The sequence below is a fragment of the Pandoraea pnomenusa genome, assembly GCF_040391475.1.
GTDB classification, from domain to species: Bacteria; Pseudomonadota; Gammaproteobacteria; order Burkholderiales; family Burkholderiaceae; genus Pandoraea; species Pandoraea pnomenusa_C.
Map to the genome: position 1 here is coordinate 143,561 of NZ_JBEBXS010000002.1, position 17,428 is coordinate 160,988.

19 protein-coding genes are annotated in these 17,428 nt (G+C 65.3%); 13 read left to right on the forward strand and 6 right to left on the reverse strand.

The annotated features are described in order from the left end of the window. Nucleotides 1-300: 300 nt before the first annotated feature. The 5 genes from ABWO90_RS03360 to ABWO90_RS03380 all read left to right on the forward strand — a co-directional run bounded on the left by ABWO90_RS03360 (nucleotide 301) and on the right by ABWO90_RS03380 (nucleotide 4,169). Entirely contained in the window at nucleotides 301-1,827 is a 1,527-nt protein-coding gene (locus ABWO90_RS03360; RefSeq protein WP_353189782.1) for a methyl-accepting chemotaxis protein, read from the forward strand. Nucleotides 1,828-1,867: 40 nt separating this feature from the next. Then, nucleotides 1,868-2,380, forward strand: a complete 513-nt coding sequence (locus ABWO90_RS03365; RefSeq protein ID WP_353189783.1) for a hypothetical protein — start codon at nucleotides 1,868-1,870, stop codon at nucleotides 2,378-2,380. Nucleotides 2,381-2,469: 89 nt separating this feature from the next. Further along, complete coding sequence (locus ABWO90_RS03370; protein ID WP_353189784.1) at nucleotides 2,470-3,066, forward strand: TetR/AcrR family transcriptional regulator; 597 nt, start codon at nucleotides 2,470-2,472, stop codon at nucleotides 3,064-3,066. Nucleotides 3,067-3,219: 153 nt separating this feature from the next. Then, nucleotides 3,220-3,714 (forward strand): hypothetical protein, encoded by a 495-nt coding sequence (locus ABWO90_RS03375; protein WP_353189785.1) that lies wholly within the window; start codon nucleotides 3,220-3,222, stop codon nucleotides 3,712-3,714. A 161-nt stretch (nucleotides 3,715-3,875) separates the two neighbouring features. Beyond that, a complete protein-coding gene (locus ABWO90_RS03380; RefSeq protein ID WP_353189786.1) occupies nucleotides 3,876-4,169 on the forward strand; it encodes a hypothetical protein in 294 nt (97 codons plus the stop codon). A 45-nt stretch (nucleotides 4,170-4,214) separates the two neighbouring features. Here ABWO90_RS03380 and ABWO90_RS03385 read toward each other — a convergent pair whose 3' ends face one another. Together ABWO90_RS03385 and ABWO90_RS03390 are read right to left on the reverse strand one after the other, a co-directional pair. Next, a complete protein-coding gene (locus ABWO90_RS03385) occupies nucleotides 4,215-4,940 on the reverse strand; it encodes an ABC transporter substrate-binding protein (RefSeq protein WP_353189787.1) in 726 nt (241 codons plus the stop codon). Between the two features lie 41 nt (nucleotides 4,941-4,981). Then, nucleotides 4,982-5,746, reverse strand: a complete 765-nt coding sequence (locus ABWO90_RS03390; RefSeq protein ID WP_353189788.1) for a DeoR/GlpR family DNA-binding transcription regulator — start codon at nucleotides 5,744-5,746, stop codon at nucleotides 4,982-4,984. 354 nt (nucleotides 5,747-6,100) lie between these two features. Between ABWO90_RS03390 and ABWO90_RS03395 the strand changes: the two genes are divergently transcribed. From ABWO90_RS03395 to ABWO90_RS03410, 4 genes are all read left to right on the forward strand, one after another. Further along, a complete protein-coding gene (locus ABWO90_RS03395; protein ID WP_353189789.1) occupies nucleotides 6,101-7,090 on the forward strand; it encodes a 2-keto-3-deoxygluconate permease in 990 nt (329 codons plus the stop codon). Beyond that, nucleotides 7,087-8,403: a four-carbon acid sugar kinase family protein gene (locus ABWO90_RS03400; protein ID WP_353189790.1), complete on the forward strand. Its 1,317-nt coding sequence runs from the start codon at nucleotides 7,087-7,089 to the stop codon at nucleotides 8,401-8,403. Before ABWO90_RS03395 ends, ABWO90_RS03400 begins: the two co-directional genes overlap by 4 nt. Before the next feature lie 68 nt (nucleotides 8,404-8,471). Beyond that, nucleotides 8,472-9,473, forward strand: coding sequence for a 4-hydroxythreonine-4-phosphate dehydrogenase PdxA (gene pdxA / locus ABWO90_RS03405; protein WP_353189791.1), 1,002 nt, complete (start codon nucleotides 8,472-8,474; stop codon nucleotides 9,471-9,473). A 109-nt stretch (nucleotides 9,474-9,582) separates the two neighbouring features. After that, the gene (locus ABWO90_RS03410; protein WP_353189792.1) at nucleotides 9,583-10,014 is read left to right on the forward strand and encodes a hypothetical protein; all 432 of its coding nucleotides are present in this window, start codon (nucleotides 9,583-9,585) and stop codon (nucleotides 10,012-10,014) included. 48 nt (nucleotides 10,015-10,062) lie between these two features. Here ABWO90_RS03410 and ABWO90_RS03415 read toward each other — a convergent pair whose 3' ends face one another. The 3 genes from ABWO90_RS03415 to ABWO90_RS03425 are packed head-to-tail and all read right to left on the reverse strand — an operon-like array spanning nucleotide 10,063 to nucleotide 13,253. Beyond that, entirely contained in the window at nucleotides 10,063-10,827 is a 765-nt protein-coding gene (locus tag ABWO90_RS03415; protein ID WP_353189793.1) for a class II aldolase/adducin family protein, read from the reverse strand. 48 nt (nucleotides 10,828-10,875) lie between these two features. Next, nucleotides 10,876-11,865, reverse strand: a complete 990-nt coding sequence (locus ABWO90_RS03420; protein WP_353189794.1) for a substrate-binding domain-containing protein — start codon at nucleotides 11,863-11,865, stop codon at nucleotides 10,876-10,878. A gap of 14 nt (nucleotides 11,866-11,879) precedes the next feature. Further along, nucleotides 11,880-13,253 (reverse strand): MFS transporter, encoded by a 1,374-nt coding sequence (locus tag ABWO90_RS03425; protein ID WP_353189795.1) that lies wholly within the window; start codon nucleotides 13,251-13,253, stop codon nucleotides 11,880-11,882. A 193-nt stretch (nucleotides 13,254-13,446) separates the two neighbouring features. Here ABWO90_RS03425 and ABWO90_RS03430 point away from each other — a divergent pair, with 193 nt between their 5' ends. Continuing rightward, entirely contained in the window at nucleotides 13,447-14,784 is a 1,338-nt protein-coding gene (locus ABWO90_RS03430; protein ID WP_353189796.1) for a citrate synthase, read from the forward strand. Nucleotides 14,785-14,856: 72 nt separating this feature from the next. On the opposite strand, the gene ABWO90_RS03435 is transcribed toward ABWO90_RS03430, so the two are convergent. After that, nucleotides 14,857-15,123: a hypothetical protein gene (locus tag ABWO90_RS03435; protein ID WP_353189797.1), complete on the reverse strand. Its 267-nt coding sequence runs from the start codon at nucleotides 15,121-15,123 to the stop codon at nucleotides 14,857-14,859. Here ABWO90_RS03435 and ABWO90_RS03440 point away from each other — a divergent pair. From ABWO90_RS03440 to ABWO90_RS03450, 3 genes are all read left to right on the forward strand, one after another. After that, on the forward strand, nucleotides 15,110-15,715 hold the full coding sequence (locus ABWO90_RS03440; RefSeq protein WP_353189798.1) for an STN domain-containing protein: 606 nt from the start codon (nucleotides 15,110-15,112) through the stop codon (nucleotides 15,713-15,715). The genes ABWO90_RS03435 and ABWO90_RS03440 overlap by 14 nt on opposite strands. After that, entirely contained in the window at nucleotides 15,705-16,208 is a 504-nt protein-coding gene (locus ABWO90_RS03445; protein WP_353189799.1) for an RNA polymerase sigma factor, read from the forward strand. The genes ABWO90_RS03440 and ABWO90_RS03445 overlap by 11 nt, the downstream gene beginning before the upstream one ends. A 208-nt stretch (nucleotides 16,209-16,416) precedes the next feature. Continuing rightward, on the forward strand, nucleotides 16,417-17,406 hold the full coding sequence (locus ABWO90_RS03450; protein WP_353189800.1) for a FecR family protein: 990 nt from the start codon (nucleotides 16,417-16,419) through the stop codon (nucleotides 17,404-17,406). Nucleotides 17,407-17,428 lie beyond the last annotated feature (22 nt).

Below are 17,428 nucleotides of genomic sequence, written 5' to 3' on the forward strand. Positions count from 1 at the left end.
GCGATCCGAATGAGGTCCTGCGTACGTCGCCGCGAAGCCGGCAACGGCGCTATCGAAACATCGCGCGGATTAGGCCGCCGTTTTGGGTGTTATTCGGCGGCGTAATGACGATCCGATTGCGGCATAATCGCTGCGCATTGCAGCACATGCGTAATAGGCGGGACGCTATACATTCGAAGTCCGTAGAAAATTATTCAAAATGAATCGGGACTGAATCGGAGTAAGTCATGGGACGGCGGTTTGCCCGGCGTGCCGACACGACAACAGTTCCTCACACACCGGGACACCGGCTCCGCACCTATGAGTTTCCAACGAAAACTAGCCCTGTGCCTGCTCGTGCCGGCGCTGTTCTTCTGCGTAGCCCTCGGCGTCGCGCTGTGGGGGCAATTGCGAACCCAAAGCGACTTCGACCGGTACATTGGCGTCTATCAGGCGGAAGTGACCGGGCTTACCGAAATGTACGCGCAGGGCCTTCAGGCCGAGCAGGCGCTGCGTAATATCGCGCTCGATCCGGGCAATACGACCGGTCATGACAACTTCCGTCGCTCGAACGAGAGCTACGACAAGGCTTACGAGGCGGTGCGACGACTGACCGGCGGGGCAAGTACGGCATCGGCGATGGACGAGATTCGGCGATTGGGCGAAGCCCGTGCCCGTATTCACGAACGTGTGCTCGGTCTGATCACATCGGGTTCCCCGGAGGTGGCTGGGGCGCTCAACTCGGAGGAGACGCCCGCCTGGCGAGCGCTGCGAGGCGCGCTGCTCAAGCAGATCGACCTGGGTCGCGCGCAAGCGGCCACCGTGCATGAAGTCACCCAGCGCAACGCGCGCGAAGTTACGTTGCTCGTGATGGTGGTTGCCGCGCTCGGCTGTCTGGTCGCCGTCTTGCTGGGGTGGCAGATGCGGCGCACCGTGCATCGCGAGATCGGCGCCGATCCGGCGGTCGCACGGCATGCGCTCCAGCGAATCGCGGAGGGGGATCTCAACTCGCGAGGCGATGAAAGCAAGTGCCCACAGGACAGTCTGCTCGATGTGCTGTCGGCGACCCGTTCGAGTCTGGTGGACCTGATCGGCAACGTGCGCATGGCAGCAGCCGGCGTTGCCTCGGGTGCTCGGGAGATTGCGATGGGCAGCGTCGACCTGTCCTCGCGTACCGAGCAGCAGGCAGCTTCGCTCGAACAGACGGCGGCCAGCATGGAGCAACTGGCATCGGCGGTGAAGCAGAACGCCGATAGCGCGTCGCAGGCGCGGGACGTGGCCCGGAAGGCCTCCGGTGTGGCCACCGATGCGCAGGAAACCGTGGGGCGCGTGCTCCAATCGATGACGGCCATCAGCGCAAGCTCGGACAAGATTTCGGATATCACCAGCGCGATCGAAGGGATCGCGTTCCAGACGAATATCCTCGCGCTCAATGCGTCGGTCGAAGCCGCACGGGCAGGCGAACAGGGGCGCGGGTTCGCAGTGGTGGCGAGCGAGGTCAGGGCACTCGCGCTGCGTTCATCCACGGCGGCCAAGGAAATCGGTGAATTGATCGCGCACTCGGTGGCTGAGGTACGCGAGGGTTCCGATCTCGCGAATGCGGCGAGCGCCACGATGGTCGATGTGACGGCCGCCGTCGAGCAGGTCACGAGGATCATGGACGAGATTGCCAACGCGTCGGTTGAACAGACGCACGGCATCGATGAAGTGAGCCGGGCGGTGACGCAGATGGATGACGTGACGCAACAGAATGCCGCGTTGGTCGAGGAATCGGCGGCGGCATCGAAATCGCTGGAAGCGCAGGGCGCATCGCTGCAAAGCGCCATCGCTTACTTCCGGCTTGCCTGAGGACGATGTGACGGATTGCCGAGGCACGACGCCGACCCCTGTGTCGAATCTGCTTTCGCTCGCGCACGATACGCGCGGCGACCTGCATATTTGCCCGCGTTGGCCCGCACGTCGCGTGCATGTCGACGAACTGGCGTTGCGAAAACTGGCGGCAGCGCAAGCGGCGCTACCGCAGGGCATCACGTTGATCCTCACGCGTGGCTACGAGCCGAAGGCTGCCCGGATCGGCATGGCGCGACGCCAGTTCCGCGCCGTGGGCACCCGCGTGTTCCGGATGTGCTACCCCGCCCGAACGGGGGAGATCGCGGACATCTTCGGTAGCAACGGTCATGACATCGACGGGACGCACATCGATGTGTCGTTTCGCGTGAACGGCCACCGGGTTCGGATGTTGCCGCTCGGGGTATTCACACCGCCGGCGCTGCAAAAGCGCCGCGCGAAACGCTACGCGGCGGCGCTCGCTGCGGTCAATTCCGCACTGCTCGAGCAGGGATTCCGCCTCCATCGCAATCCTACCGAGCGCCTACAGATTCATTGCGATCTGATCCGATGACGAGCATTGCCATGATGGTAAGGAGCGAAGGGCTTGACGCGAAACCAACCAACTAGTAGATTGGCTGCTAATCCATCGACCGAAGCGCCATGAGTATCGAGCTGTCACCCCGAGCGACCGAGATCGCCAATCACACGAAGCAGTTGCTGGCCGCAGGCGGGTATCACGGCTTCAGCTATGCCGACCTGTCCGAACGGGTCCATATCGGCAAGGCCAGCATTCATCACCACTTCCCGAGCAAGGCGGATCTGGTGTTGACGGTGGTGGCGCTGCACCGGGAGCAGACCCGCGAGGGGCTGGCGTCGCTGGATCGGCAGGTGCCTGATCCGCAAGCGCGGCTGATGGCTTACACCGGCTACTGGGCGGGATGTATTCGCGACGGTGCGTTACCGATCTGCATCTGCGCCATGCTGGCGGCCGAGTTGCCGATGATCCCGCCGGAGATCGCGCACGAGGTGCGGCGCCATTTCGACGAACTGGCTGCCTGGATTGCGTCGGTGCTCGAAGAGGGTGTCGCAAAGGGGCAGTTCACGCTGGGCGCGAGCGCGCACGTAGAGGCGCAGGCGTTCATGTCCACGGTCCACGGCGCGATGTTGACGGCGAGGGCGCTGGGTAGCACGGAAGCGGGCGACGCCTTCGAGGCGATTTCGGGCGCCGCCATCGGTCGTTTGTGTGCTCGGCCGTGACCGTTGTATTCGTTCGCAGGACGCTTCGGCGTCCATTTTTTGAGGTGGGCAACCAACCAACTAGTTGGTTGTGTGTTTGATGTCTGTCGCCGTTCCCTCCGTCGTCTGGTCTCGCGCCTACTGGGGCGGCTTTTTGAGAAGGAGTGCCATACCATGCCACATCCCCTGTCCACGTTAGGCGTGGGCCATACGGTCATTAGCATCGTGACGTTCGTCGCCGGTCTTTACAGCTATGTCCGGTATCAAAGGATCGACCTCGCCACGTCGTCCGCCAGGTTGTATCTGGCGACGATGGTGATCTCGGTCGTCACGTCGTTCGGTTTGTCCAGCACCGGCGGATTCAACGCGGGGCATGCCCTCGGGATTCTGGCGCTGCTGGCGATTTCGGGCGGCTTGCTGGCGCCAAGGATCAACGCCTTCGGGCGTGCGCGACCGTATCTGGCGCAGTTCGCTTTTGCCTTCAGCTTCTTTCTGCTGATGGTGCCCGGCATCAACGAGACGCTGACGCGGTTGCCTGCCAGCCACCCGTTGGCGAGCGGCCCGGACTCGCCGCTGGTGCGCGGCACCCTGGTCGCGTGGCTGGGCGTGTTCGTATTGGGATCGGTCCTGCAGTTCCTGTGGCTACGCTCGCGTCGCGCTAGGGCATGAGGCGACGTCGATGGGCCGCCACAAACGTTCACAAATGATCACAACTTTCCAATAGCAGCGCGCGGTGGCGTATCCGAGAATGCGAGTGACCGCTTCCGCGCCACGTGCCAGGGTTGGCAACAGGTGGCGTACACATCGCACTTCTTCAGAGGATGGGCACCATGTCGACCTTGTCACGCACGAAACGCCTGGCAGCTTTGCTGCTGCTGGGCGCATCGGCCTTCGCTTCGGCGCATCCCGCACAACCCGGAGGGCCGACCGAAGTCGGCCTCAGCCTGTCGCCCGACAAGGCCACGCCGCCCGGTCTCGTCGACCGGGTGGACCGCGTGCGCATCGGTCTGTCCGACAGCGACACCCAACTGATCCTGCCGTGGTTCGTCACCGAGCTTGCCGATGGCGTGAACGAACGCAAGTCTCTGGAAGACGTGGCCAAGGGGCTCGCCCGAGGCGTTTGATGCGCGCCTCGATGCAAGCACCGGACGCCGCGCACACGCAGTCGGTTACGGTGCGACCGACACGCCCGTAATGCCGTGACGTCGCAGCGCGTCGGCGACAAATCCCGATGTCTTCATTTCTTGCACGAACGCGGCGAGGAACGCGTTGGCTTTCTCGCCGCGTCCGATCGGCAGGCCCATCGCCTGGCGAATCACCATGAAGCGCTCGCCGAGCAGCCGATAACCGGGCGTGCCCGCGATGTCGGCCTCGATCTGCTGCTTCACGCCTGCCGCGACGTCATATCCCCCTTCGAGGAACGTCTTCACCACTGCCGGCGAGGTCGGTGCGCGCACGATTTCGGCGTGCTCGAGTTCGCGCGTCAGGAACAAATCGTATGCACTGCCTTTGCCGACGACGACGCGGGTGCCCGCCTTGTCGACATCGGCGTTGCTCTTCACCGGCGACGCGTCGGCTACCAGGTAATAGCCTTCGATCAGGACATACGGTTCCGTGAACGTGATGGTTGCGGCGCGACGCGGATCCACGGCGAAGAAGCCGACATCCGCCTGCTCGGCGGACACCACGTCGACCGATTTCCCTGCCGCGTCGACCGTTTCCAGTGCGAGCGGCACACCAAGGCGCTGCGCCAGGGCGCCTGCCAGATCGACGGAAATGCCGCACGGTTGCGACTGCGCGTCGAGTCCGGCGAGGATGGGATTGCCGAGATTGATGCAGGCGCGCAGCACGCCCGTGGGCGCGAACACGGAAACGAGGGAAGGATCGAGTGTCATGGCGATAGGGCGAGGACGTGTCTGACTCGGAATGGGACGCTTCAGCTTACCGATTCGATCGTGATTTCGGCGTGCTTGCGGAATTCGGCGAGGGCGTCGTCGTCGAACGCCGCTTCGGTGACAAGTGTCCAGGCGCGCTCGAGCGGCGTCCAGTGTTGCTGGCTCGCGCGGTCGAGTTTGTTGGCCGTTACCAGCACATAGACACTCGCCGACTGGCGAATGATGCACTCCTTGAGCCACGCCTGTTCGGCCGACGCCTCACACAGGCCGCGCCCGGCAACCACGCCGTCGGCCCCCAGAAAGGCCTTGTCGACGGACACCCGCGAGAGCGCCAACTGCGCCAATGGTCCGAGCACGCTCATGCTCGACGGGCGCACATCGCCGCCCGGTAGCGTGTCCGGCCCCTTGTTGGCGGCGAGTGCGCCCACCGCCCGCAGGTTGTTAGTCACCACGTGAACCCCATCGCCTCCGGCCCGAAAGCGCGCCATGGCTTCGGTGGTGGTGCCGCCGTCGAGGAAGATGGTATCCCCATCGTCGACATGGGCGACGGCGGCGCGCGCGATGGCGTCCTTTTGCTCGCGAAAGCTCTCGCGACGCAACTCCAGCGACTCTTCGGGTTCGTGCATGCGCACCGGCGCGGCGGCACCGCCGTACGTGCGCACGATGCGGCGCTCGTCGGCCAGGGCGCGCAGATCGCGGCGCACGGTCGCCTCGGACATGCCGAAATGCGCGCACAGCGCGGCAACGTCGGTCATGCCGGACAGAACGGCTTTGAAAATCGCCTCGCGGCGGTTTGCAACTTTCATGGGTGTGTCGGAGAGCGGAGCGAGTCGGATCGAATCGAGACGCCGCGCGAGCGAACGGCAGGTTCGTCGCATGGCGCGCATAGTGTAGCCTGCCGTGCCGCGAAATCGTCGGGCAGGGTGGGCGGCGTTCGCGTGATCGCGGGACGCCCCTAAAATGATCGATTCGATCATTTTGCGTTCTGGCGAGCCGCCGGACGGTATCCCGATGGGCGAAGTCGCTCCGATTTCGGCCCGGGATAAACCCCTAGTCACAAAGTTTGCACATTTTTCTGGCAGCGATTAGACTTCCGCCTGCTTGAATCGATCAAAATAATGATCGATTAATCAAAAATTGATACCAGTCGGGAGACAACAATGGCTCAAATTCGTATCAAGCGCGCGATCGAACGCGTGCCGGGCGGGATGATGATCGTTCCCCTGCTGATCGGTTCGCTGATCGCGACGTTCATGCCGGACATGCCGAAGTTCTTCGGCTCGTTTACCAATGCGCTGTTCACGGGCGCGTTGCCGATCCTCGCGGTCTTCTACGTCTGCATGGGCGCAAGCATCGACGTCAAGGCGACGCCGTATCTCGTGAAGAAGGGCGGCGCACTGTTCGCCGCCAAGGTCGGTGCGGCCATCGTGGTCGGTATCGTGCTCGGCCATTTCCTCGGCGAAGCGCCGATCACGTCGGGCATGTTCGCGGGCATTTCCACGCTGGCCGTGGTCGCCGCGATGAACGACACCAACGGCGGCCTGTACATGGCGCTGATGGGGCAGTACGGCCGTTCGGAGGACGTGGGCGCATACACGATCATGTCGCTGGAGTCGGGGCCGTTCCTGACGATGGTGACGCTGGGCGTGGCCGGTCTGTCGGCGTTCCCCTGGCCGACGCTGGTGGGCAGCATTCTGCCGCTGGCCGTGGGCATGCTGCTGGGCAACCTCGACCGTGAAATGCGCGACTTCCTCGGCCGTGCCGTGCCGGTGATGATTCCGTTCTTCGCGCTGGCGCTCGGCGCGGGCCTCGATCTGCACAAGGTCTGGCAAGCCGGTCTGCTGGGCATCTTGCTGGGCTTCGCCGTTGTCGTCGTGACCGGCATTCCGCTGTACATCGTCGACCGTCTGACGGGCGGCACGGGCGTGGCCGGTACGGCCGCCGCCAACACCGCGGGCAATGCTGCCGCCGTGCCCGCGCTGATCGCCGCCGCCAACCCGGTCTATGAGGAAGCGGCCAAGAGCGCCACGCTGCTGGTGGCGGCGTGCGTCGTCGTCACGGCCATCGTCTCTCCGATTCTGACGGCCGCCGTAGCCAAGCGGGCAATGGCGCGCAGCGCCGGGACCGCCGCCAAGGGGGTTGTGCAGTGAGTATCTTGATTGTCGCCGACGATTTGTCCGGCGCCGCCGACTGTGCGATCGGCTTTACCAATGCCGGTCGCCGCAGCGTGGTGTCGCTCGATATCGACGGCTTCAATGCGGCCGCGCAAGTCGTGGCCATCGACACGGATACACGCCGCCTCGCGCCCGCGCAGGCGGCCGCACGTGCGGTAGCCGCGTGGGAGCGACTGGCGGCGCCGGGACGCCGGCTCTACAAGAAGATTGATTCCACGTTGCGCGGCAATTGGGTCGCGGAAGTGGCGGCATTGCAGCCACTCGCCGGACTGGCCCTCGTCGCGCCCGCGTTCCCCGCCACGGGCCGCACCGTGCAGAACGGCGAGGTCTTCGTGCGCGGCGTGCCGCTGGCACAGACCGACACGTGGCGGTTGGAGCACGACGGTCTGGAAGCGGGGCTGGCTCCCATGCTCGCCGCCGCAGGCATGACAACGCAGACGGTATCGGCCGGTCTGCTGCGCGGCGACGCCGAGACGGTTCAGGCCGCGCTGGACAACGTGATCGCAGCGGCGCACGCCGATGGCGTTGCGGCGCTCATCGTCGACGCCGAGACGGACGCCGATCTCGCCATGCTGGCTCGCGCCAGTGCGGCGCGCAACGACATTTTCTGGGTCGGTTCGGGCGGTCTGGCGCGCGAGCTGGCGGCGCTGCCGGAACTGTTCGCGCCGCAGGAACGCGCGGCAAACGCGCCGGAAACCGCTTTGGGGCGATTGCACGACATGGCGCCCCAACGTGCCAACGGCCGTGTGCTCACGCTCGTCGGCAGCCTGTCTGCGGTATCGGAACAGCAGTGCGCGCGTTTGCGCGACGATAACGCCGTTGTCGAATGGATCGTGCCGCCTGCTGTGCTGCGTGTGGGCGCATCGCATCCCGAAAGCACCGTGTGGTGCGAGCGGATTGGCGCGGCGATCGACGACGGTACGGATCTGCTGGTGCGCATCGGCCGCGACGACGCGTTTGACCCTGCCGAGGGTGCCCAACTCTCGGCGGCGCTGGCGACGTTGATCGCGCCGCACTTCACGCGCCTGTCGGGCCTTGTCGTCACCGGCGGCGAAACGGCGCGCGCGATGTTGAGCGCGGCCGGCATCGGCGCCCTGGAACTCCTTTCCGAAGTCGAACCCGGCGTTGCCGTGGGACGCCCCGCCAACGGTGCGCCGATGCACATCGTCACGAAGGCGGGTGCCTTCGGCGGAGAAGCGGCGCTGCACAGTGCCTACCGGCATTTGCGCACCCTCGCGGACGATGTCGCGACGCCAATGACGCCTGCGGCTTCGGCCGCGCGTCGATAAATCGCAGGACACGCGCCCGGACGACGTTCCGGGCCTTACCCCCCCAAACAGATACGAACGGAAACGCCATGAACCAATATCTGCCTGTCATTGGCATCACCATGGGTGATGCGGCTGGCGTCGGCCCGGAAATCATCGTCAAGAGCCTCGCGCACGACAGCGTCTATCAGCAGTGCCGTCCGGTCGTGATCGGCGACGCGCGCCGTCTCGAGCAGGCGATCGCCATCGTCAAGAAGCCGCTGAGCGTGCGCCGCATCAAGACGGTTGCCGAGGCGGCCTTCACGCCGGGCACGATCGAGTGCATCGACCTCGGCCTGATTCCCGAAGACCTGCCGTTCGGTCAGCTCTCCGCGATTGCGGGCGATGCGGCCTACCAGTACATCGCGCACGCGGCCAAGCTCGCGGAAGCCGGCGAGATCGACGCCATCTGCACGGCACCGCTGAACAAGGAAGCCTTGCACGCGGGCGGCCACAAATTCCCGGGACACACCGAGATGCTCGCGCATCTGACAGGCGTCGAGGAAGTGTCGATGATGCTCGTCGCGCCGCAGTTGCGCGTGATTCACGTGACGACGCACATCGGCATCATCGACGCCATTCGCAAGATCGAGCCGGGACTGGTGCAGCGCACGATCGAGCGCGGTCATGCCACGCTCGTGAAGGCGGGTATCGCCAATCCGCGCATTGCCGTGTGCGGCATCAACCCGCACGCGGGCGAGAACGGTCTGTTCGGCTACGGCGAAGAGGAAGAGAAGATCGTGCCGGCGGTGAACCTGTTGCGCGAGCGCGGGTGGGATATCGAAGGTCCGCTGCCTGCCGACACGCTGTTCTTCCGCGCCGGTCGCGGCGACTTCGATCTCGTGGTTGCGATGTACCACGATCAGGGCCATGGTCCCGTGAAGGTGCTGGGGCTCGAGGCGGGCGTGAACGTGACGGTCGGTCTGCAGGTGGTGCGCACGTCGGTCGATCACGGCACCGCGTTCGACATCGCGGGCAAGGGCATCGCAGACGAAGGCAGCCTGCTCGAAGCGTTGCGTCAGGGTACCGAGCTAGCCACGCGACGCGCCTGATCCCACGAAAATCAGGCTACACTCCATCGAAACACGGCCAAGCGCCGACTATTCGATGCGAGTCGTGCCGGCATGGTCTCGCATCTCGATCATCACGGGGATTCGAGACATGTCTGCCAGAACCATACTGCTTGCCTGCATGACTGCCGCCGGCGTTTTCACGACCGGCGGCGCATTCGCCCAGTCGTACCTGCAGAGCGGCGATCTCAACAGCATCCGCCAGTCGAACCAGTCTGTACCGAGCACTCAGCCGGGTGTCTCGATCTCGCCACCGGCGCCACGCCAGGAAAGCAGCGGCGGCATCAGCGCGCAATTCAATCAGGGCATGGCCGAAGGCGAGCGTCAGGCGCAGCGTCAGCGCGAAGCGTCTGCCGCGAGCAACATGCAGATGCGCAATCTGACCGAGCCGCAGCGCGCGCCGCCGGGCCGCTACCCCGGCGCGCCCACCGAGAATCAGGGCGCTATCCAATTTGACGGACAGGGGCAGTCGGCCTGCAAGCGCGACCCGGTGTCGGGTCAGGTGCAGTGCGGCTCGATGTAATGGCCGCGGTGGCACGTCAAGCCTTGGCTTGCGCTGCCACCCCGGCGGTCATTCGCCGCGCAACGCGGCCGCCTGACGCTTCCACAGCGTCCACGGGCGCTCGATCACGCCGAGATTCGTCGTATTCGTGAGTTTGCCTTCTTCGGCATCGAGATACGTCACGTCACCGCCGAGCGCGATGGCCTTCGACTGCATGCCGGCGTTCAACTCCGTGTAGATCGCGCGGTACACCGCAGCAGGCAGCGACGGTCCCGTGGCCACAAAGCCGTGGCCACGCATGAGGGCCACATCGGCGTCGCCGAGGGATTCCGCCAGCGCCTTGCCCTGATCTCCGTTGCGCACCAGCATGTCCGTGCAACCGAAGCAATGCCGAATGTCGAACACCGGTGCGCCGCTGCCCAGAAATCCCGCCATGTGATAGACCGGACGCAACCGCACCGACGACGCGGCAAACGGAATCACCGACGGCGAATGGCTGTGCACAATGGCCTTGACGTCGGGACGTGCCCGGTAGATTTCGCTGTGGATCCACGTCTCGAGATAGCGCTTGCGGGTGTCGCCGTCGACCGGTTCGCAGTCGAAGTCGAGCGTGAGGATGTCTTCCGGCGTGACCAGCTCGGGCGCCATCGATTGCGCGATCAGAAAGTGTGCCGGGTTGCGAGGATCGCGCACGCTTACGTGGCCGAAGCCGTCGAGCACTTCATGGTGCGCGAGGATGTGATTCGCGGCGGCGAGGTCCTCGCGCAATTGCAACATCGACTGCGCGTCGTGTTCGGTGACGGCAGGGGTGTAAGGGGTATGGACTTGCGTCATGGTGGTGTTCCAGAGGGGATAAGCTAAGGAGGTCGTCGGGCGCGGGGGTTACACCCGCACCGTGGCCGCGACCTCCGGCGGAAACAGATCGTCGGCATGCATCAGCCGGTGACAGACGCCTTGCTCGTGGGCAAAGCGCAAGAAGGCATCGAGCGTGACCTGGTTGGGCGCAACGCCGTAGGGCCACGGATCGCCGCCGAACATCGCTCGCGCTTGCGCCACACGCTGGCTCATCCAGGGCAGCGGGAAGTGCGAGCACGTGATGTCTTCGAGGCGCGCGATGCTGGCGTCCTTCGCCTGCGTGAAGGCCTTCAGGAGATTGTTGGCGATCCATCGATGCGCGTCGAAGCGGTCTCGGCGCATGACGATCAGATGCATGATCGGGAAAATGCCGGTACGCGCGAAGTAGTCGCGCTCGGCCGATTCGAAGTCCGACAGCAGCCGGACGATGTCGGCCTCGCGTCCCGGTGGCGGCGCGGGCGGTCGCGCGCTGAGGATGGCGTCGATCTCGCCGTCGAGCAGCAGTGTCGTGAGCGATTTCTCGGGCGACGCGCGGTAACGCACCCCTTCCGGCACGCGCACGGCGACCTTCTCGCGTCGGCCCGCCTGATTGACACCGCCCTGCACCCAGTCGACATCCGTGAGCGCGACACCCTGGTCATGGGCGAGCCATCCGCGCGAGTACACCGACGCCGTTTGCGCCCATTCGGGCACGCCGATGCGACGGCCGCGAAGATCGGCGGGGGTGGCGACGTCGCCGCCATTGCGTACATACAGCGACGACAGCCGGAAGACGCGCGACGGAAAGACCGGCAGGCCGATCAGGCGATCGTCGCCCTGAGAGCGCAGCGACGCATACTTCGCCAGCGACATCTCCGAGAGATCCCACTCCTGATAGTGCGTGGTGCGATAGAAGATCTCCTCGACCGGCAACACAGACGGGATCAGGTCGATACCTTCGGCCGAGATCCGGCCGGTGAGCAGATCGCGCACATGATCGTAATCGTTGACGGCGAGCGAAAGGGACAGCTTCGACATGGCGCGTTCCGGATTCAATGACCGAAGGCGGGCGCCTTGGGCAGGTTCTCGGGACGCGCCACGAGAAACACCAGAACGGCGGCCGTCACGAGCGCGGCGCCGAGCACGAAGAACATTGTGCCCGCGCCCCCGGTGATCTGTTGCAACACCCCGGCAATGGCCGGGCCACACATCGCGCCGACACGGGCGATGCCCAGGTAAAGCCCGACAGCAGTGCTGCGAATCTCCGTCGGATAGCTCACGGCGACGAGGTTGTTGAGCACCGTCTGCGTGCCGATCACGAACATGCCGGCGACAACGATACCGACGAACGTCACCGAACCGCCGGACGCCAGGGCGAGCGTGGCGATGGCCGCCGCACCGCACAGCCAGGCCAGCGACATGGCCAGACGTCGATTGCCGATGCGATCGGCGACCACACCGCAGATCAGACTGCCGAACGCCGAGGCGAAGACGAGCAGCGAGCCATACGCGAAGCTCGTCGACAGGTTCTCGCCGCGCTTGAGCATGATGGTCGGCAGCCAGCCCGACAGGCCGTAGGACGAAAACAGCGACAACGCACCCATCGCCCAGAAGCAGATCGTCTGACGACGGAACCCGGTGGAAAAGAGCGCGGCGACGGAGCCTGCCTTGACCCCGGCATCCGGTGAGGTAAACGTCGCATGTTCGAACTCTGCGGCGCGCGCAGGCCACAGGCGCTTGAGCTGGGCGCGAACTTCCTCCTGACGTCCGCGGCTGGCAAGAAACGACACGGACTCGGGCAGCACGAACTGCAGCGCGAGCGCCAATGCCACCGAGAGGCCGCCCACGTAGTACATGCTCTGCCAGCCGTACTGCGGAATCAGCCAGGCCGCGATGAAGCCGGAGGCCGTGGCACCGCCGATCCACCCGCAGGTGAAGAAGACGATGGTGAAGACGTTGGCGCTGCGCTTGGGCGCGATCTCGTTGATGTACGTGACGGCTACCGGCATGAGCAGGCCCAGCGAGATGCCCATCACGAACCGCAGACCGATGAACGAATTGAGATCGTGGGCGAAGCGGGCAATCGCGAGACTCATCAGCCCCGACAGCCAGATACCGGTCAGCAGCACGCGGCGGCGTCCGATGCGGTCGCTGAATAGCCCGGAGACGGCCGAGCCCGCAGCGAACCCTGCGAGCCCGCACGAGAGCAAGACGCCGATCTGGCTCGGCGACAACAGCCAGAGCTTCGTCACGTCGTGCACGATGTACGCGGCGTTGTAGAGGTCGAAGCCGTCGAACAGCAGGATCAGCGCCAGCAACGTGGCGAGCCGGTAGTGAAACGGCCCCAGCGGGGCAGATTGCAGCGCGTCGCGAACGTCGATGCGCTCGACGGCTGGCGACGATTGCCGCGAGAGGTCATGGGCCATACGTTGTCTCCGAAGGGGCGACCTGTCGGCGCCGGACGTACCGGGGCTGCAGTGTCTTTGTCGTGTGCTTCGGAGACGACTTTACTGGGCGGTTTTTTGTTTATCAATATTGATTTTTAAAGTCAATATGGCTGTGGCATCATGCGCCTCAGATCCGGCCGAACGCGACGTTTCGGCGCAACCGAGGGAGACAATGACGCAGCAGACCGACCTGATGACGCGCGAAGAAGCGCTGGCGTTGCTCGACATCAAGCCCGCCACGCTTTACGCCTATGTGAGCCGCGGCCTGATTCGCGCGCGTCCGCATGAAGACGGGCGCAAGAGCCTGTACCTGCGTCGCGACGTGGAGCGTCTGGCGACGCGAAAGCGGGGGCGCGCGCCGACCGGCGCCGTAGCGGAATCGACGATGCGCTTCGGCGATCCGGTGCTGTACTCGGCCATCACGCAGATCACCCCGCATGGTCCGCGCTATCGCAACCGGCTGGCGATCGATCTTGCCGGAGGCGGAGCGTCGTTCGAATCGGTGGTGCACTTGTTGATCACCGGGATCTGGCAGGACAGCATTGCGGAGTGGCCGATGCAGGACACGCCGCCGGACGTGCTGCGTTTTCTCTCGACGTACAACGGGCAGGTGGCCAGCGCCGACATCGGCAACCTGCTGGGGATGGTGCCGTTTGCGATGGCCATGCACGGACGCGGGGCCCGCGAGCTTGCCGACGGCACGGCGGTGCCGGCGGCGCGCGCGATGCTCCATTGCATGGCGGGCTGTGTGGGTTTTCTCGGTCCGAAACAGTGCCATGTCGCCCGCGAAGGTGGGGAGAGCATTGCCGCGCATATGCTTCGTGCCGCCGGTATCGCCCACACACCGTTGCGCCTGCGTGCGATGAATACTGCGCTGGTGGTGTTGGCCGACAATGAACTTGCACCGGCGACGTTCTCGGCACGGGTGGCCGCGTCGACCAACGCCGATCTGTTCGGTTGCGTGGCCGCTGCGATCGGTTCGCACATCGGCTTCACGACCGGCACCAGCACCGAGAAGATCGAAACGTTGTTGTTGTGTGAACCTTACGACGCGCTCGATAGCCGTGTGGACCGGGTGCGCGAGTATGGGGCGAGCCTGTTCGGTTTCAACCATCCGCTGTATCCGGGGGGCGACGCGCGCGCCGATCTCATGATGCAACGGGCCGACGAACTCGCGCAGGAGAAGGGTAAGGGGGGCAAGGGAGTGATGAGCGCGACGTCGCGCAAGAACACGCGCCTCACGCTGGAATTCCTGGAGCGCATGCGCACGGAACTCAACGCGCATCCGGGGCTGTCGACGGGGCTGGTGACGCTGGCGCGCGCGCTCGACCTGCCCGACGGGGCATCGACTGCCATGTGGATCGTCGGCCGCTCGGCGGGCTGGGTGGCCCACGTCATGGAGCAACGCACGCAGGCGTTCATGTTGCGCCCGCGTGCCAAATATGGGTACGGCGGACCGGTGACCACCGAAACGTTCGAGACGTTCGAAGCGCCTGCGGCGCGTGAGTGACGCCGCCTGCTGACATCCCGACCGGTGTCAGACGGGGTTCCATCAGAAGAAACGCCGCATGTAACAAAAAATTCATGTCGGACTGCTAGCCTGCGCGAAGACTTCAATTCCGCACGCCACCGGGAGCGCTTCACCCGCCCGGACGAGCCGTGCGCCAAGTAGCGCGGACATGCTCAGAAACATAGCGAAAAGCACGCCGCAGCCGATATTGTTACTGTGCATCGCGATGATCTGCTCCTGCGCTTGCCCTGCCCGTGTCTGGGCGACAGACGTCGCTTCCGGTGCCGTCGCGCCGGCCGAGGCCGGTGCCGGTGCGCAGCCGCTGATGTCGTTCGACATTGCTGCGCAGCCCTTGCAGGCCGCCCTTGAAGCCTACGGTGCCGCCACCGACATTTCCCTGCTGTACGACAGTTCCCTGACCGCAGGGCGCATCTCCGCGCCGGTGCAGGGCGAGATGTCTGCCCGTGCCGCCCTGCAAATGCTGCTCGAGGGCAGCGGATTGACACCGCGCTACACCGGCGCGAAGACCGTGGCACTCGTGCCATCGCGTCGCGCGTCGTCCGATGTCACGGACAACATCGATGCTGATCCCGCTGCCGCCAGACGTTTTTTCGGACTGGTGCAGACGCGCGTGCACGACGCCTTTTGTGCGCAGCCGGTGCTGGCACAAGGGGCGCGTCGTATCGCCCTTCGCCTGTGGATCGATGCCGCCGGCGTGATCGGCCCGGTTGCGCTGCTTGGCTCCAGTGGCGACCGGAGCGTCGACACGCTGGTCGTGAACACATTGCAGGGTGTGCGCGTGGGCGAGGCGGCACCGGCGACGCTGGCACAGCCCTTTACGTTCGTGGTGCTGCCCAAAGCGTCGGGACGCAATTGGGACTGCGAGACGGCGAGCGATGCGTCGAAGACCGGAGGCGTGCATGGCCGATAGTGCACGCGCCACGCTGCGGGAACTGCTCGTGCAGCGCTACGGACAACTCAAGACGCTGCTGGCCCGAAAGCTGGGCTCGTCCGATCTGGCTGGCGATGCGTTGCAGGACACCTGGCTGCGGCTGGAGAGTTCGGAAAACATCGAATCGGTGCGCAATCCCGGGGCCTACCTGTATCGCATGGCGTATCACGCCGCGATCGACAAGCAGCGCGCCGAGGACCGCCGGTTGAGTGTCGGCGAGATCGAGACGATGCTTGATCTGGTCAGCCCGTCGCCGGGCCCGGCGCAGATCGCCGAAGCCAATTCCGACCTAAACGAACTGGCGCGGGTGCTGGCGCAGATGCCCCAGCGCCGTCGCGACATCTTGCTGGCCGTGCGGCTCGACGGGCTGGCGCAGCGCGAGGTGGCGGAGCGCTTCGGCATTTCGCTGCGGCTCGTCGAACTGGAATTGAAGAAGGCACAGGAATTCTGCGCCGAGCAAATGGAGCGATAGCAAGCGAAGTCAGGCAAATGCGTGCGCCCGCCACGACTTGATGACGGTTGTGCGACGCAGACGAAGAAAACTGGAAAAATATTTGCGGGATCCGGTCGCGGGAAACGTCATAGAGATGTGACGCCCCCGCGCCGGGGCAGAATCGCCGCCGGCAATGGAAGCGATGCCGGGCGGCGCCGCAAGCAGAGGATCGACAGACACACCCGACATGAAGGCAGCACCCGACAGCCCGACCCGACCCGCGACGACGCAGACCCTGCGGCGCGACGCCCACGCGTGGGTGCGGCGCCTCACGTCCGGCGAAGCCACCGTCGCCGACGCGCAGGCACTCAAACAATGGTGCGACGCGAGTCCGGCGCACGCCGCCGCATTTGCCGAAGCACGCAACCTCTGGCGCGATCTCGGTCCCGCCGGGGAAATGGCGCGTGCGCGCACGCGTGATGAAGCCCGCCGCCCCACCCGCATCGGCCGCCGGATGTTCCTGGGGGGCGCGCTCGCGTCGGCCGCAGGCATCGGCGCGGCCGTCATCGCACCGACGGGGTTCTGGGGCGCCATGGCGTCGATGGCAGGCGCCGACTATCGCACCGCCACGGGCGAGCAGCGTCAGGTCGCGCTGGCAGACAACGTGACGGTCGATCTGAATACCCGTACCAGCATTGCGCTGACCAACGACGACGTGGCTTCCCGCGCGCAGCGCGGCGTGAAGCTGCTCGACGGCGAGATCGCGGTCGACGCGTCGCGCAGCCCGGCGCCCTTTGTCGTGGCGGCGGGCGACGGCCGTGCCATCGGCACGCAGGCGAATTTCGAAGTCCGCAACCTGGAAACGCGTGTGTGTGTCACGTGTATCAGTGGCGGCGTGCGCGTCGAGGTTGGCGGCAACCGCGTGCAACTCGCGGCACGGGAACAGGTGATCTACGAAGGGCAACGCCTCGGGCGTGCCGTGGCGGTAGATACGAGCGCGACGTCGGCGTGGCGTTCGGGCGTGCTCGTGTTCCGCAACACGCCGCTCGCAGACGTGATCGGCGAGATCAATCGATATCGCGCCGGACGCGTGATGGTCTTCGACAGCCGTCTCGCACAAAGCCGTCTGAGCGGACGATTCCGCATCGACCGGATCGGCGAGATCTTCGCGCAAATCGAGACGGTATTGGGTGCGAGCGTGACGCAACTGCCCGGTGGCATTTTGGTGGTCGGCTAGCGGATATTTCGGGAACGGCGGG